This window comes from Pseudomonas syringae group sp. 243L2, from assembly GCF_032587875.1.
GTDB lineage: Bacteria > Pseudomonadota > Gammaproteobacteria > Pseudomonadales > Pseudomonadaceae > Aquipseudomonas > Aquipseudomonas amygdali.
Genome location: NZ_JAWHPL010000025.1, coordinates 141,304 through 157,507 on the forward strand (window position 1 = coordinate 141,304; position 16,204 = coordinate 157,507).

The window sequence follows — 16,204 nt, forward strand, 5'->3', positions numbered from 1 at the left end:
GCGCCCGGCCTAATCCTGATCATCGAAATTAATGGTGACGGTATGCAGGTGCGTAGCTTGGCGGTTCGGAATATGGGGTTGATGGTCAGTATCGTACTGGTGGCGCTCAACCTGCGCCCATCGATGGCAGCGGTCGGTCCGTTGCTTGCGGCGATTCGTCTGGAGGTGCCGCTGGGCTTCGGGATGGCGTCATTGCTGACCATGCTGCCGATCATGGCCATGGGGCTGGCGATGTTTTTCGGCATCGGCATCGCGCGTTACCTGGGGACGCATCGCAGCATCCTGCTTTCACTGGTGCTTATCGGCCTGGCAACCCTGGCGCGTCTGGTTCTCGATTCTGCTGTCGAACTGATTTTCAGCGCTGTGCTGGCAGGTCTTGGCATTGCCTTGATTCAGGCGCTGATGCCCGCATTGATCAAATCGCGTTTCAAGGCCAACGTCTCATTGTGCATGGGCCTGTACGTAACCGCGATCATGGGTGGCGCGGCCCTTGCCGCATCATTCAGCCCATTGGTGATGAGCAGCAGCGGCAGTTGGCGCGCTGGTCTGGCGGTGTGGTCGCTTCTGGCACTGTTGGCAGTGTGCGTCTGGTTCGCCCAGCGGCGCGTGTTACAGGTCGACACTTCAAACGCTGCCGGGCCCCGGCAGGCTTTTTTCCATATACCTCGGGCCTGGATGCTGGGAGTTTTCTTCGGCCTCGGTACTGCGTCCTATACCTGCGTACTGGCCTGGCTTGCGCCTTATTACCTGGAGAACGGCTGGAGCGAGCAGGATGCCGGTCTGTTGCTGGGCTTTCTGACCCTGATGGAGGTCGTATCGGGTCTGCTGGTTCCGGCGCTGGCTAACCGCAGTCGCGATAAACGCGTAGCGCTGGCGATGCTGCTGGTGTTGATGATGATCGGTTTTGCCGGGCTGATTCTGCTGCCGCAGCGGCTGGGCCTGCTGTGGACCTGTTTGCTGGGGTTGGGTATCGGCGGTTTGTTTCCGATGAGCCTGATTGTGTCTATGGACCATGCCGATGATCCTCGACAGGCAGGCGGCCTGACCGCATTCGTGCAGGGCGTGGGTTATCTGATTGCCAGCCTGTCGCCGCTGTTTGCCGGAATAATCCGCGACCTGACGGGCAGCTTTGCAGGCGCATGGTGGTCACTGATGGCGTTGGTCGCGATCATGCTGTTGATGGTGGTGCGGCTCGATCCCCGACGTTATGCTGAGCACCTGCGCAGCGCCGGCGTCAAACCGGTCATTATTGGCGAGGGGGCGGCATGATTGCATTTTGATGCTATCTTGTCCGCGTGGACCTGATCGTCCGGTCGCAGCGCCAGCGAGATGCCTCAATGCTCAACAGTAATGCCCTGAGAAAGCTGGACATGCAGGACCTGATGGTCTTTGTCTCGGTGTATGAACAGCGCAACCTGACCCTGGTCGCAGATGCGCTGCATGTCAGTCAGTCAACGGTTAGCTACTGCCTGAAAAAGCTGCGCGCCAACTTCGAAGACGATCTGTTCATCTGCACCCGCAATGGCATGCGTCCGACCCGCAAGGCATTGGCCATGCACGCCCATGTGCAGCAGATTCTCGAGTCGGTCAATTTGTGTCACGACGGCCTGGGCCTGTTTGATCCGACCCGCAGGCAAACCACTTTCACGGTATGTGCCCCCGAGTATTTTGAACTGCTGGTATTGCCGCACCTGATGCGCGACTTTGTCGCCGCTGGATTTTCGGTAACGGTCAATGTGCAGAAGCTTGAGAAGCAGTTACCCGCCGAGCAATTGAACGATGGTCGTTTTGACCTCGCCCTGTGCTTCGGACCGGGCTTTCACCGAGTCCCGGACGGCCTGGTTTCACAAGTGTTGCTCGAAGATGACCTGGTCTGCGTCATGGACGCCCGGTTCGCGCCGCTCAGCGCCCTGATCGACATTCAGACCTTCATCGGGCATCGCCATGTGTACCCGACGCCATGGACGTCCGACACCAACATGGTCGATGGCTGGCTGCAACGTCAGGGGCTGGAGCGCAACATTGTCGCGCGCGCGAACAGCTACCGCGCGGCGTTGCAATTGCTCGAGGGCACAGATTTCATTCTGGTGCTGCCAAGGCGCATTCAGACCCTGCTGGGCAATGAGCCATGGATTGCCGTGTTCGAGCTGCCGCCGGATCTGCCTGGTTTCAGTCTGGACATGCTGTGGAGCGCTCAGGCCGATCAGGACGAGGCCAGTGGCTGGCTGCGTGAGCAAGTCGTGAAGGTCTGCGCCGAGCGCGGTCTGCTCTGACGCGTGGTCAGTTGCCAGACTTGTCTTTCTGCGGGTCTGGCGAAGTACCAGGCCGCGGTTGCTCGCCCTGTTGATTGAGCTGTTTGTTCTTCTCGCCCACCTTGCCGGCGTTTTCCGGTTTGTGCTCGAGGTCTTCGCGTTTGGATTCATCTGCCATGACCGTATTCCTTTTTGTCGGGGGGTGTGGTGATTGGTCAGTGTGGCGGGTGCAAGATTCGATTTAAATGACGCGCGGTTCATTGTCCGGTGCTGTTAGCGTCGGACGCTGAACCGCGCACATCGATCAGCTCAACAGAGTGATCAAGTCTTTGGCCGCCTGCGCAGAGCTGGCCGGGTTCTGGCCAGTTACCAGCTTGCCATCGGTCAGCACGTAGACGCCCCAGTCGTCGCCCTTGGAATAGTCACCGCCCAGTTGCTTGAGCGTGTCTTCGACCAGAAAAGGCACGACATTGGTCAGGCCGACCGCTTCTTCTTCACTGTTGGTGAAGCCTGTGACACGGCGGTCCTTGACCAGCGGTTGGCCGTCCGGCGACTTTACGTGACGCAATACGCCAGGTGCGTGGCAGACCATCCCGTGTGGCTTGTCTGCATTGGCAAAGGCCTCGATCAGCGCGATGGAGTCCTTGTCTTCAGCCAGGTCCCACAGCGGGCCGTGACCGCCCGGGTAGAACACGGCATCGAAATCGGCCGCATTGACGCCAGACAGAAGGCCCGTATTGGCGAGCGCTTTCTGCGCATCTGCATCTTTGGAGAAGCGCTTGGTGTCGTCGGTCTGAGCGTCAGGCTCATCGCTTTTCGGGTCCAGCGGTGGTTGACCGCCTTTCGGAGAGACCAGCGTAACGTCGGCCCCGGCCTCTTTGAATGCGTAATACGGAGCGACGAACTCTTCGAGCCAGAAACCGGTTTTCTTGCCGGTGTCGCCCAGTTGGTCATGGGATGTCAAAACCATCAGGATTTTCATGTGCATGCTCGTCTTCGAAGGGTGAGAGGGTGTAGACAGGCGAAACCCTCAAGTGTTGTGAGAATTTTTTACCTCAGGAACAAGCAGGGCCGGATACCGACACAATGGCTTGCGTCGACATCCGGCCCTGTTTCACCGCTGCGTTGGAGAAACGTCAGATGAGGATCATTGCTCCTTGGTCAGATCCACCAGCGGCTCTTTGCGCACCTCAGTCTCGCGACCGTCCTGAATGCTCTTGACCTGGCCAAGCGCCTTGTCGACCGCGCCCTTGTCAGCCAGCAGGCTGTAGCTGATCTGGAACTGACGTTGCTCTTTGGGTGCTATGGTCGGTACCAGATTCAGCGGACGCTGGAAGCGGCGGTTGTAGGAGAAGCTGGTGCCCGGTTCCAGCCCGGTCACGTAACCCTGACCTTTGGTGTCAGTGTTTTTCCACAGCGAGAACACCGGCAACTGCCTGGTATTGAAACCGACCGACACGCCCAGGCTGCCAGCCTTGTTGTGCAGCACGGTCAGCGTATCGCCCTTGGCATCGCCATAAGGCACGACGTTGTAGACCGTTTCGTCGTAATCCGGCGTCGGCGCACGGTAGGTCTGCCAATCGCCCAGATCACCCTTGGCTTTCTCGTTGAACGGTGAAACCTGCTTGACCGGTGCTTCGAAGCGCGCCCCTTGCTCGAGGAACGGTGTGCTGAAGTTACTGTGGTACAGCGCCTGGTATTCTTTCGGATAATCGCCATTGTTGGTCAGCGTATCGTTGAGCGAAAAGCTCGTGCTGCCTGGCTCGGTGACCAGTTCGGTTTGCACTGAAAAGTCGACCTTCTTGAACGCCTGCTCCTTCAATTCACCCTTGAGGCGGATCGCGTAAGGCGGCTTTTCGTCGATCTGCAGCGTCACTTTGCTGGCCGGAATGTTGGCAGCGCGACCATGCAGGGTCAGCAGTTCGCCATTGTCCATGCCCGGGTGGCCCACCCACTCGTATCCGCAACGGGTCACCAGTTCGTTGAAACCCTCCAGCCAGCCCAGCCCGCCGCGGCCATTGAGTTCGATAAACGCCGGATTGACTACATCCTTGACCGGCGAATCCCAACCCATGCGTACCTCACCCACCGATGCCTGCAGCACATTCATGCCGCGGGTAGGCACCACCGAAATCTTCATTGTGCCGTTATCGATATCAATGATGCTCACGCCTTCCTGACGACCGCCGTGCAGGGTTCGCATCGTGACAGTGAACGGCTTGTCGGTCTTGACGCCCAGTTGTTGACTGGTGATCTGCTGATTCTGCGCAGCCTTGTCGGTGTCGAGCAGCACGTAATCCCAGGCAAACACACTGGAAGCGGCTGTGAGGGCACCGAGGCCCACGAGCAGGGGAAGGGATTTCATGGTGGTGGTCCTTCTGTAATTATTGGAATTATGGTGCTGCATATCGTTTGAACAGCTATTTAACGCCTAGTTAATCGATTCAGCAATGGGCCGAGTCCAGGCAAAGCGCTTTTCAATCACCATGGCACTGAAGACACAGAGTGCGACGTTATCGAAGTAACTCGCCGAGGGGCGAAAAGGTGACCTGAGTCGAGCCCCAATTCACCTTACACCACAGAACCGGCGTGTGACGCAGAGCGGCACGATAGTCATATCTGAATCGTGCCTTTAACCGGATTGCTCTAAGCGCTTTTCAATCACGATGGCACTGACGACGCAGAGTGCGACGTTAGTGACGGCTGAGTCCTGGCGCTGATCCGGGGGTAGCCTGGCAGGACGCCAGGCTAGCCGCACCGGACCATGGATGGTCCGTTGCGGCGACCCCCGGATCAGTGCCAGGGCGAAGGAACCCGACGAAGTCGGGCCGGAAACAGGAGCGGGGACTTTGCTCACTTTGGTCCCTCAAAGTGAGTCGCCGAGGGGCGAAAAGGTGACCTGAGCCGAACCTCAATCCACCTGAAATAACAGAACCGCCGTATGACGCAGAGCGTCACGAACTGCATTCCCAAGCGGTGCGTGAGGAACGAGGGGTACCTCTGCCAAACTGTCGTGACTCAAGTGCGCATAGGCATGCCCGACGCCCGTTTTCGAACCTGCGGTACTCAGCCATTAATAACGGATGCGTTGCAGGAACTGTCATTGAGGCTCAGGTGACTGCCCCCGGACCTGATCGGCCGCCTCACTCAACAACCGCTCGATCTGCGCATGCTCCCAGCCACTGAGCAAACTGACCGGGTCGGTGCGCAGCCAGCTTTCAAACGAGCCCTCCCGGCCTTGCGGACAGCAGCACGACCGACAGCGCGTCGGGCTGCCATCGGTTATTTCCAGCGTCAGCAGCCAGCCGTCGATATCGACCTTTTGCAGCCCGGAGCCGGAGGTTGTGCCGATAAGCCTCAACGACCGTGTGCCCATCGCAGCATCCCGCAGTTGCTGATACACCTCACGAGTCGTCAGAGCTTTCACAGGCGTCACCCGATTCCATTTTTTTGAGTAAAGCACGATTTCGAAGCGTGCAGGATGAGATAACTGTCAGCTCAAAAGCCCTTCAGGGCGCCGCGCCAAACAGGCGCTCGATCTCGGGCCGGGTCTGATTGGTCGCACCCAGTTGGCGGATCAGCTCGGCCTGTCTGCTGCCACGTATGCCTGCGGTGGTCATGACCGCGTCGCGCACGTAGGTATAGACACCGCTGACGCCAAACGGCGTGATGTAACGCACGTGCTCGCTGATCCCTTGAGTGATGGCCTTGAAGTGCTCGCTGGCGTAATAGGTTCGACGGGCCCAGGCCGATTCGAACACCAGTTCCATCATGATGATGTTCAGGCGTGACGCCTCGACCTTGTGATCAACGTCGGGCGCAGGAGGTGCCGGCTGCGCGTTGTCGTAGGGTTGCGCGAGGTGCAGGCGCAGTTTGAGTACGGCATCGGCACCGGCCATTTCATTCGCGAGCTTTTCAATGGCCTTGCGGGCGGCGGGCAGGTCATCGCTGGCGAGATGGAAATGCAGGTGCATTTTGTCCAGCGTGGCTGTTTCGTTGGGGATCGGATCGGGCAGGCGATCCACCAGTGTGCTGGAGCCATCCGGCACGTCGTAAGCAATGGTTTGCTCAAACATGTTCTGCTCGTCGGAGAACAGCAGAGCGCTGGCGTCCTTGAATTGTTGCTGACTTTCGGCGGATAGAAAGCCGATCTCCACACCGCCATCCAGCACGTAGCCCGGCAGTGGCGTGACGCCTTCGATCAGCGGCCATAAATGACCATCCTTTTCACGCGTCAGGTGATGCTGCACATACCAGCCAAGGCCCTCAAGCCTGGCGCACAAAGGGCCGTGGACATCGCGCCAGTAGGTGGCGAACAAGTCATGGGGAACGCCGTTCCTGCGCAACACCGTGGTATACGAATTGATAACGATGTTTTCATCGCGAGAGCCGTAGTTACCGGAAAATTCTGAGGTATGCATGAGTGCTCTTTGTCCTGAAGATGTTTCTCTCAGGCGCTTCGTCCGCGAGGTAAGTTCAAGGGAAATTACCGGCGGACACATTGGCTCGAAGCGATGCAGGGCGAGACGAACAGATGTCCCCGGTAGGCGCCTGCCAGAGTACGTGCCGACACCACCGACCACATCAGTGCCAGCAGCGCGACGAGCCCGGTACCAAACACGTCGAAAAAGCTCAGGTGCAGGCTAGCGCCGAGTTTGAGCGTCGCCAGCGCATACACGCCGAGCGGGAAGGTGAATGCCCACCAGCCCAGATTGAATTCGATACCCTGCTTGAAGTAACGCGCGGTGATCAATACAGCCAGCGCCAACCACCATAGCCCCAGCCCCCAGAACAGCGTACCGACCATCACACCGATGCCAGCCACCACCGTGCCGAGCGACGCCAGGCCGTGGGCGGCAAAGATGACCGGGGCCTCGTTGCCCATCACCAGCATGCCCAATGCGCCTGTGCCGATAGGGCCAAGTGCCAGCCAGCTCGACGCCGCCATGCTTTCATGAGGCAGTTTGTGCAATGCCAGACGCAACAGCAGAATCACCAGAATGCTCAATGCCACCGGTACCGAGTAGGCCCACAACACGTAGCTGGTGATCAGCACGGTGAACTGCGAATCAGCGGCTGCGAGGTGCGGGGTCAGCAGTCCGCCGCAGGCTGCTGCAACTTCTGCTGCCACCACTGGCAACAGCCAGACAGCGGTCATCTTCTCGATACTGTGTTCCTGACGGGTAAACATCATGAACGGAATCAACACGCCACACGCCAGGGCCATTGCTACATCCAGCCACCACAATGCTTCGGCCAGCGGCACGATGGCAGTGCCCCAGCGCGCCGGGCCATACACCAACAGGCCGCTGATGACAGTTGCCAGCCCCATGGGAATGGTGCCGAAGAACATCGATACGGTGGAGTGCCCGAACACCTGACGCGCCTCGTCGAAAAACAGCAGCCAGCGACTGGCGTACATAACGCTGAAGAGGGTGAACAGGCCGATGTTCAGGAACCATAACGCTTCACCCAGCGTGCGCAATGCAGCAATGTCCCCCGGCAGTTGCGCCAGTGCCAGTGACAAAATTCCGGTGCCCATAGTCACTGCGAACCAATTGGGGGTGAACTGTCGAACGGCCTCCAGCGGGCTCGTCAGCGCTGCGAGAGGCGCGTTGCCCTTGTTGATAATAGCGAACCTGCTCATGGCCGTATCCTGCTGCTGAATGGGGAACAGGTTTCAGTCTACGCAGTCACAGAAAATCTTCTAAACGGGTAATCTATCTTCTTGTTACCTGATTTTCAGGTAGGTTTGCCCGGCTACGGAGTTCAGTCTTGAGACTCAACCTGCGTCAATTACAGATTTTTTGCGCAATCACCCGCTGTGGCAGTACCACCAGCGCGGGTCATGCCTTGTCTTTGTCCCAGTCGGCTACCAGTGCGGCATTGAACGAGCTGGAAAGTGCGCTGGGCACCCGGCTGTTCGACCGGGTGGGCAAGCGGCTGGTCCTCAACGATAACGGCCAGACATTGCTGCCACGTGCCATGAAGATGCTGGAAAATGCCCAGCAGATCGAAGACAGCTTTCTATTGCCGGGCGCGACCTTGAATGCTCGCCTGCGAATCGGCAGTAGCAGCACCATTGGCAATTACGTCGTGCCGCAGATAGTCGGCGCACTGCGCAGTTCGACGCCTCTGCTGCGAGTCGATGTGGACATCGGCAACAGCACACTGATTGCTCGCAAGGTCGCGCAGTTTGAAATCGATATGGGCCTCATCGAGGCACCGTGCCATCTGCCAGAGCTGATCGCCGAGCCATGGCTGGTCGATGAAATGGTCATTGTTGCCGGCAGCGCTCATCCGTTGGCTCGACAACAGCAGGTTTCACTGGGGGAGCTGCAAAACGCTGAATGGCTGTTGCGTGAGCAGGGTTCGGGGACCCGGGAGGAGGTCGAGCACTTGTTGCTCAGGCATTTGCACGATCTGCAGGACATGCGCCAGGTAGGCAGTTCTGAAGCAATAATGCGCACCCTCGCTCAAGGCATTGGCATCAGTTGTCTGTCTCGTCGTATCGTCGCTGATCTGCTGCTGAGCGGGCAATTGCGCACGCTCGCCAGCCCGCTGCCGCCGCTCAATCGTCGGTTCTTCATGATCACTCACCGCGACAAGTTCGTCTCACCGAGCCTGGAGCGGTTCAGGGAGGCCTGTCGGCAGTCTGCCGATCAGGCAGGCACGTTGCGCCATGGTTTGAGCCACAACGCCAGCCCGAGCAGCAGCAAAGCGCCGTAAACACAGCTCAGGCCCAATTGCAGCCAGGTGTCGTGAAGCGGGTGCAGGAGCAGGGCGGCGAAGATCATCAGCAGGCTGGCCAGCAGCCAGTGACTGCGCCACGGCAAAACGCCGAGCAACGCCTGACGGCGCATCAGCAGCACGCCTGTGACCAGCGCGCCGCCCAGCGCCGCGATGGCGATACCGGTCAGGCCGAAGACAAAGGGCAGCGTCGCCAGCAGCAGCGCGTTACACAGACTGCCGATCAACTCGCAGTTGAGCGGCAGGCGCGTGTCACCGGCGGCGTAGGCGTAGCGCGCCAGCAAGGCGTTCCAGGCACCAAACATCAGCGGCACGGCAAACCAGGCCAGCAGCTCAGGCAACGGACCCTCATGGCTCTGATTGGGCAGCAACAGGGTCACCAGCGCACCGGCCGCACCGATCAGCCCGGCTACGGCCGGCAGGGTCAGTAATGTGGCGCTGCCCAGCCCGCGTCTGAGTAGCGACAAACGCTGCTCGCCCGCGCTGCCGCTCATCAGTCCGAGCAGTACCTGGTTCAGGCTCATCAATGCAATGAGCGGCAGGTTGATCAGTTTGCGCGCCAGATTGACCCAGGTTACCGCGCCTTCACCGAGCAACGACGCGACCATTCGCTCAAGCAAGGCAAGGCCCTGGCTGGCCAGGTTGCTGCTCAGCAGTGGACCGATGCGTTGCAGCAGTTCGCGCACGGCACCGGCTTCTGATTGCCACTGCCAGGGTCGCCATCCCGAACGATACAGGGCAGGCAACAACACGCCCGGCATCAGCACGCTGCCCAGTACGCACGCGCTGGCTAGCCCGGTCGATGTTGCGGCGTGGCTGAACGTGGCGAGGTAGATAACGGGCGGCAGGTTGAACAGCAGCGAGCCGAGCCCGGCCAGCACGAAGCGCGAACGGGCCTGCAAAGGTATGCAAAACAGCGCGTGGAGCATGAAACCGGGCGCGCACCAGGCCAGCCAGCGCAGGCCGCTGGCTGCCTGTGCATAGCCGTCGGCGTCCAGCCCTGGACCGATAAGACGCACCAGAAACCCTGCACCGATCGCCAGCACTGCGCTCAATGCCACCCCGGTCAATAACAAACGCGGTGCCATGCAGCCCAGCCAGCGTTGTTGCCGGTCAGCCGGACGTTGCTGATAAAGGGGCAGGGCGGCAGCGCTGAGCAGCCCCGCGGCCAGTGACATGCGCAGCGCTTCGGGCAAAAACATCGAGACCAGAAAGGCATCGCTCTGACTGCCGGCACCCCAGGCTGCCACCAACAGCCATTCACGGGCAAAACCGGCTGCCAGGCCGGTGAGGGTGGCCAGTGTCAGCCAAAGTGTCGAGCCCAGCATCGCGCGCCCTGCCGATCAGTGAAACAGGGTGAACAGGCCTTTGCCGCCCACCTTGTACTTGAGGCCGCGGGCGCGCTCACCCTTGACCTCGGCATTCGGCCCGCTGACGATCGCATATGGCGCGACAGGTTTGGATACCACACTGTTGCCGCCCACTACCGCGCCTTCGCCGATGTCTGCACCGAACGAGAGCAGCGCGCGGCTGCAGATCCATGCGTAGTCGCCGATGAACACCGGCCCGCCGACCGCCCAGAATTCGGGCTCGGCGAGGTCGTGTCCACCCGCGATAATCAGCACATGTGAAGCGATGGTGACGTGATCGCCAATCACCAGCCCGCCACGGGCGTCAAGCTGGCAGTGCCAGCCCACGGTGGTGTCGTTGCCGATGCGCAGGCTGTCGACGCCCAGCACCTCGGTATTGCGCCACACCGTCGAACCCTTGCCGATTTTCGCTCCACCGATGCGCAACCACAGCAGGCGCAGGGTATGGCTGGGGATCTTGCAGATCAGGATGTTGTAAGCCTGTTCCCAGGTCCGCAACATGCGGTCACGCAGGGTCGGCCAGTTGATTCCGTACAGAGGAATCAGCGCGCCCAGGGTTTCGCTGGACAGCAGCTTGTAGAAGCGCCGCGCCAGCGGGTTTTCGATTCTTGGTTCGATATTCAGGTAGCAGATGAACGACAGGGTTCGATCCTTGATACGTGTTTCAAAACACACTTCGTTGTCCAGCATCCACTGGTAGGCGGCTTCCAGCTCTTCGAGCGGCACCGCCATCTTGCGCGCGTAGTCGGGCAGTGCCTCTCTGAGATTATGAGAATGCATCATGCGGTGTTTCATGAGGAGGCTCCCGGCTCGGGTGAGGCGTCAGGGTGTTGAGGAGGCGTCGTGGTCCTGGCGCGCAGGCGTCTGGTTTCGTGCAGGCTGATGCCGACAAATAGCCAGAACAAGGCAACCAGCACGCTGGTGAAACTGAAGTAGTGGTCAAACAGGCCGCTGAACAAAGCAGACAGCACGCCTGTGGTGCAGCCCAGCGCAATGGCGTTTTCCCGAGTCAGCACTACCCGGTCGCTGCCTGGGCGAACTTCTTTCCACCAACTGATGGTCACGGCGATGAACAGCAACATGCCCGGCAGGCCGATCTTGTAGATGAAGTTCAGCCACAGGTTGGAAATACCGAATTTTGTATAGCCCAGTACCGGCGGGTCGACCTTGAAGCCGATGCCGAACGGGAAGGTGGCGACTGCGTCGGGAAAATGACTGTATTCCAGGAAGCGAATCGCGGTACTGGCGTCGTCGGAGGTGAACAACCCCATCAGTCGGTCCTGCAGCGGCGGGTAGAATGCCAGCAGGAAAATACCGGCGACCAGCCCGCCCATCAACAGCCGTCCCAGATGCGGAATGCGTCGCCTGGCCATCAACAGCATCACGGCGATCAGGCTCAGCAGCGCGCCGCGTGAGCCGGTCAGCAACAGACCGATGGCACCCAGTGCCGCCACCGTCAGGCCCAGCCTGCGCGCCGAGCCGGTGCGCGTCATGCCGAAGCAGAACGCCAGCGGCAGCAACATGGCCAGGGCACCGCCTGCCACGTTGGGGTGCATCCACGGTGAGCCCATGCGGCTGGCAAGCGAAAGCAGGCTCTCGCTCAAGATGTCTGCACCGCTGTAGCCCAGGCTGCCGAGGATCGGAATGATGGCAGTTGCCGAGCCTTTGGTCACATACACCGAGATCGACAGCACCAAAAGCAGCAAAGTCCCGCCGAGCAGCGCCATGACCGCCTTTTCCAGGGTCTTGAGGTCAGTCAGCAAGCGCGGTACCAGAAACAGGATAGACAGGTTGAACAGCCAGCGAACCCAGTTGATCGGGCCGTTGCCGTCGGCGACGACGGTCAACTGGCCGACCAGAAACGGGAACGCACTGAACAGCATCAATGCCACCAGCAGTTTTTCGGTGCTCAGCATTTTGGGCACAGTCTTGCGTTCCTGAAAGACTGCATGCAGCAGGTAGCTGGCCCAGGTCAGCATGATCAGCGCTTCGGACACCGTGGTACGAACGCCAATCTGAATTGTAGAGTAGGGCAGGAAGGTCCCGATCAGGCAGAACAGCACGAGCCCACGGACCGGGCGGCGAATGATCGTGGCCGCCGCTGCCAGACCGATTGCTGCCGCCACGACGAACGGTGCAGGCAGCATGCAGATCATCACACCGAATATCAGGCTGAACATCAGCCCCAGGGGTAAGGCCAGTGGCATCAGCGCAATTCCTCCAGCGTCGCGTGCACGCGTTCGCAAAAGGCTTTCAACTGGTAGCGCTCTGTCCATTCCCTGGCAACTGCGGGGTCCTCTCCGGGCGCATGCGACAACGTGCCCATCAGTCTGATCAGGTTGCCACTGTCGACAGGTGAAAAGCGCGGGCTGTCGGGCGGAGCGATTTCATCCAGCGAAGAGCCGGTGGCCACGGCAACCGGCGTGCCTGTGTTCAGTGCTTCGATCACCGGTAGCCCGAAGCCTTCGCTTCTGGACGGCTGCCAGAGTCGCTCGGCACTTTGGTAGACCGCGTGCAGTTCTGCATCGCTCAGGCCGCTGAGCACGTGCAGGCCCGGTAACTGGCGCTGGGCTTCGGTCAGCGGATCGTCGCCACCGACCAGTACCAGTTCCGGGGTGTCGACAAATTGCATGCGTGCGGTCTGCCAGGCATCCACGAACCACTTGATGTTCTTGCGCGGTTCGCGTGTGCCCACGCATAGCCAGTAACGCAGGGGCATTCGCAGTTGGCTGATATCAGCCGGCTCACCCTTGAAACCTTCTACCAGCAACGGCACCACGCGCAGCTTGCCTTTGACCCTGGGAAACAGGCGCGCGACTTCGTTGGCAGTGAATTGCGACGGCACCCAGATCTGGTCGGCCACTTTCAGCGACCAGGCAATCGACAGGTAGTCGGTCAGCCGGTAAATCCTGGCTTTCAGTCGTGAGCCGTGACTGTTGTGCTGAGTGATCTGAAACAGATCGTGCAGCTGTAATACGTAGCGCATGTCAGCCGGTTTGCGCCCCAGCGGCAGGCCCATGTTGATGTTGGCGAAGTAGATCTGCACCCCGGCATCACGCAGGGCGCCCGGCAGGAACATGCCTTCGAAGCGCAAGCGATCCGGCAGGCGATGAACCGAGTCCAGTGGTGCCGCCCAGCGTGGGGTGTGCATCAAACGGCGTACCGGATGATCGTAGGGGGCCACGCCGAACAGCTGCAATTGCACGTCCGGATGTTCACGAAACGCCTGTTCCAGCGCGAAATTCTGGCGACCGATGCCGCTGATGGGGTAACCGGCTGCCGCGCGGTAGTCGAGTCCTATACGCATGAGCGCGATCCTTGCTTGGGGAGCGAAAAGCGGGTGTAGATCACTTCCAGCTGGGCGGCCGAAACGGACCAGTCGTGCCGGGCACGCACATAAACGCGGCCGGCTTCGCCAATCTGGTCGAGCCGTAACGGTTTATCGGTGTATTCAACGATCAGGGTTGCCAGCCCGGACGCGTCTTCGCTGCCCAGGTAATGTTCGCCATTGGTGACCGACAACCCGGAAACGCCTTGCGCGGTAGTGACTACCGGCAGTCCGGCGGCCATGGCTTCCAGCGTCTTGAGCTTGGAGCCGCCGCCCTGGCGCAGGGGCGCGAAGAACATTGAGGCACTGGCCTGCAAGACGCGCAGGTCAGGTACGAAACCCAGCCATTCGATACGCGGGTCAGGCCAGCGTTCACGCCAGGCTTCAGGCAGCCCGAAGCCGCCGATGGCAAAGCGCACAGCAGGTGCCTGAGCCCAGACCAGCGGCATGATTTCGTCCAGCGCCCATTCGATGGCATCGATATTGGGGCCATATTCGTAGTTGCCGATGAACAGCAGGCGATGGCTGTTTCGGTCCGCATGAACGCTGGCGTAGTAAGCGCAGTCGACGCTGTTGACGACATAAGACGTGGCCCTGCCGCTCAAGCGCGACAGCACCTTGGCGTCGTCTTCGGTGACCGCGATCAACTCGCCGGTCTGGCGAAATACCCGGGTTTCCCAACGCCGGTAGCGCCAGCGGTCATACACGGCGAAGGCATTGGCCCAGCGTGGCAGGCGGTCGTAACTGGCAGCGCCAAGGTCTGATTCAACATTATGTTCGGTCAGCACGAACGGTTTGCCCGAACGCTTGAGTACGCGTTCGAATGGCTGAAAGAAATAGGTGTGCTGCAACTGGATGATGTCCCAGTCCTCTTCAAGCAATTGCTCGAAGACTTTTTCCAGTTTCGGGGCGTAGCCGTTGACGCTGGCGAGCATCGGCGCAGGTGCAAACGCCACGGCCAGCAACGTGCGCAGGCTTAACAGCGGGCGTCGATCGATCACGATCAAGCGCTCCAGCCAGGGTTCCAGTGCCGAACGAGCGCTGTCGTCCAGCGCGTTCTTGGACTGCACCAGCAGGGTGATGCGATGGCCGCGGGCTGCCAGATTGCGCAGCAAATGGTATTCCCGGGTTTTGCCGCCGCTGGTGGTAGGCCAGGGCAGGTAAGGGAGCGTCCATAGAATTCGCATACTCAGGGCTTCCATTCCAGAATTTGCAGAGTCGGCTTCAGCAGCAGAGTGACACCCTGGCTTGCGGACAATGGAGTGCGGCTGCCGCTCAGCGGGTCATGCACGACCGCGTCGGTGATGTTCGGGAAATTCAGCGAGGTGCCGGTCGCACTCCAGAACATCAGTAGATGAGTGCCATCGTCACGGGTCCACGGCACTGCGTACAGATCGTCCGGTACACGGCTCACTGCGGGCGGCTCGGCGGGTTGCAGGCGCGGGCCGGTGATCTTGAGAAAATTCTGCAGTGCGGTGTAGACCGGCTTGGGGCTGGCTTGCAGGTCAAGCAGGCCGTAACCCTGATCGCGGGCCGAGGCGCGCTCATCCAGATCACTGAGATTGAACAGGAAGATGCGCTGAAAATCCATCGCACTCATCAGTGCCAGACGGCGCAGGGTGTAGTCGGCCTGACCTGAAGTGCCAATCAAATGTTGCATCTCCACTGGGCCTGCATAGCTTGACCAGCCCCATTCAGTGGCCCACACCTGCTTGACGCCATTGCTGTGCAGCAACTGGTTCATGGCATTGGCGCGCACCAGAAAATCGCGGTCCGGTAGCGAATCGCCTTCGGGGTACTCGGAGTACGGATGGTATGCCGCCACGATGTTCTGCTGGCCCAGGCCATTATCGAGCAGGGCCTGCAGCATGTAGCCAGAGGTACTGTGCATCTGACTGTAATAAGCCATGCCCGCAGTGACGATGGTCTTGTCCGGCAGGGCGGCGCGAATCGCGCTGGCAGTGGTGGTCAGCAGGCGTCCATAGGCGGTCGGATCCTCCTTGGGCAGCCAGACAATGTTCGGCTCGTTCCAGACCTGCCAGTTGTTCACCTGTGGATAGCGCTGGGCCAGGGCGGTCATGCGTGCGGCAAATACGTTGAAATCCGTGGGCGGATACTGATCGCGGCTTTTCGCACCGGCCGGTGCGCTGCTGGCGAAAGGTGCCGCGCCCACCAGATAAGCCACCGTGTTGTAGCTGTGCGCCTTGATTGCGGCCATGGCGGCATCCAGCTCGGTCAGTGCGTAGTGATCCTTTTGCGGCTCGATCACCGGCCAGTGAATGGTCAGGCGCACCCAGTTGAGGCCCAGTTCGTCCAGGCGGCTCATCTGTTGTTGGTAGATGTCAGGCGCAAAATATTGAAACTGCACGTTGACGCCCAGAAAGTCCGCCCAGACCACCTCGCGAGGTGCCTTGAGGACCGTTGCTGCCTGGGCCGCGCCAGTCATTGCTGCGCTGAGCAGTGCGCTCGCGACGATTTGCCGGAATCTGGATGGACGCTGCATG

Annotated in this window: 15 protein-coding genes; 3 read left to right on the forward strand and 12 right to left on the reverse strand. The window is 60.1% G+C overall.

Annotated features, from left to right (window positions below; all coding sequences use genetic code 11):
- The first annotated feature begins 42 nt into the window (after positions 1–42).
- On the forward strand, positions 43–1,269 hold the full coding sequence (locus tag RYB66_RS19105; RefSeq protein WP_039847426.1) for a cyanate transporter: 1,227 nt from the start codon (positions 43–45) through the stop codon (positions 1,267–1,269).
- 68 nt (positions 1,270–1,337) lie between these two features.
- Positions 1,338–2,273 carry a LysR family transcriptional regulator gene (locus RYB66_RS19110; RefSeq protein ID WP_005780606.1) on the forward strand — a complete coding sequence of 312 codons (936 nt, stop codon included), beginning with the start codon at positions 1,338–1,340 and terminating at the stop codon, positions 2,271–2,273.
- A gap of 7 nt (positions 2,274–2,280) precedes the next feature.
- On the opposite strand, the gene RYB66_RS19115 is transcribed toward RYB66_RS19110, so the two are convergent.
- The 6 genes from RYB66_RS19115 to RYB66_RS19140 all read right to left on the reverse strand — a co-directional run bounded on the left by RYB66_RS19115 (position 2,281) and on the right by RYB66_RS19140 (position 7,899).
- Entirely contained in the window at positions 2,281–2,430 is a 150-nt protein-coding gene (locus tag RYB66_RS19115; protein ID WP_004656957.1) for a hypothetical protein, read from the reverse strand.
- A 126-nt stretch (positions 2,431–2,556) separates the two neighbouring features.
- Complete coding sequence (locus tag RYB66_RS19120; RefSeq protein WP_005744484.1) at positions 2,557–3,234, reverse strand: type 1 glutamine amidotransferase domain-containing protein; 678 nt, start codon at positions 3,232–3,234, stop codon at positions 2,557–2,559.
- Positions 3,235–3,399: 165 nt separating this feature from the next.
- Positions 3,400–4,617: an aldose 1-epimerase family protein gene (locus RYB66_RS19125; RefSeq protein WP_005780610.1), complete on the reverse strand. Its 1,218-nt coding sequence runs from the start codon at positions 4,615–4,617 to the stop codon at positions 3,400–3,402.
- Between the two features lie 735 nt (positions 4,618–5,352).
- The gene (locus RYB66_RS19130) at positions 5,353–5,679 is read right to left on the reverse strand and encodes a hypothetical protein (protein ID WP_005780611.1); all 327 of its coding nucleotides are present in this window, start codon (positions 5,677–5,679) and stop codon (positions 5,353–5,355) included.
- An 82-nt stretch (positions 5,680–5,761) separates the two neighbouring features.
- Positions 5,762–6,673, reverse strand: coding sequence for a hypothetical protein (locus tag RYB66_RS19135; RefSeq protein ID WP_316895151.1), 912 nt, complete (start codon positions 6,671–6,673; stop codon positions 5,762–5,764).
- Positions 6,674–6,738: 65 nt separating this feature from the next.
- A complete protein-coding gene (locus RYB66_RS19140; RefSeq protein ID WP_010197946.1) occupies positions 6,739–7,899 on the reverse strand; it encodes a TDT family transporter in 1,161 nt (386 codons plus the stop codon).
- 128 nt (positions 7,900–8,027) lie between these two features.
- On the opposite strand from RYB66_RS19140, the gene RYB66_RS19145 reads away from it, so the two are divergent.
- Positions 8,028–8,981, forward strand: a complete 954-nt coding sequence (locus RYB66_RS19145; RefSeq protein WP_016982106.1) for a LysR family transcriptional regulator — start codon at positions 8,028–8,030, stop codon at positions 8,979–8,981.
- Here the strand turns inward: RYB66_RS19145 and RYB66_RS19150 are convergent.
- From RYB66_RS19150 to RYB66_RS19175, 6 genes are read right to left on the reverse strand one after another with little or no spacing between them, the layout of a single operon-like run.
- Positions 8,915–10,330 carry a lipid II flippase MurJ gene (locus tag RYB66_RS19150; RefSeq protein WP_005744479.1) on the reverse strand — a complete coding sequence of 472 codons (1,416 nt, stop codon included), beginning with the start codon at positions 10,328–10,330 and terminating at the stop codon, positions 8,915–8,917. The genes RYB66_RS19145 and RYB66_RS19150 overlap by 67 nt on opposite strands.
- Positions 10,331–10,345: 15 nt before the next feature.
- The gene (locus tag RYB66_RS19155; protein WP_004665762.1) at positions 10,346–11,167 is read right to left on the reverse strand and encodes an acyltransferase; all 822 of its coding nucleotides are present in this window, start codon (positions 11,165–11,167) and stop codon (positions 10,346–10,348) included.
- Positions 11,164–12,579 carry an O-antigen ligase family protein gene (locus RYB66_RS19160; RefSeq protein ID WP_316895154.1) on the reverse strand — a complete coding sequence of 472 codons (1,416 nt, stop codon included), beginning with the start codon at positions 12,577–12,579 and terminating at the stop codon, positions 11,164–11,166. The genes RYB66_RS19155 and RYB66_RS19160 overlap by 4 nt, the downstream gene beginning before the upstream one ends.
- Positions 12,579–13,679 (reverse strand): glycosyltransferase family 4 protein, encoded by a 1,101-nt coding sequence (locus RYB66_RS19165; protein ID WP_005744476.1) that lies wholly within the window; start codon positions 13,677–13,679, stop codon positions 12,579–12,581. The genes RYB66_RS19160 and RYB66_RS19165 overlap by 1 nt, the downstream gene beginning before the upstream one ends.
- Entirely contained in the window at positions 13,670–14,887 is a 1,218-nt protein-coding gene (locus tag RYB66_RS19170) for a glycosyltransferase family 4 protein (protein ID WP_005780622.1), read from the reverse strand. Before RYB66_RS19170 ends, RYB66_RS19165 begins: the two co-directional genes overlap by 10 nt.
- Before the next feature lie 2 nt (positions 14,888–14,889).
- Entirely contained in the window at positions 14,890–16,203 is a 1,314-nt protein-coding gene (locus RYB66_RS19175; RefSeq protein WP_044293415.1) for a cellulase family glycosylhydrolase, read from the reverse strand.
- Position 16,204 lies beyond the last annotated feature (1 nt).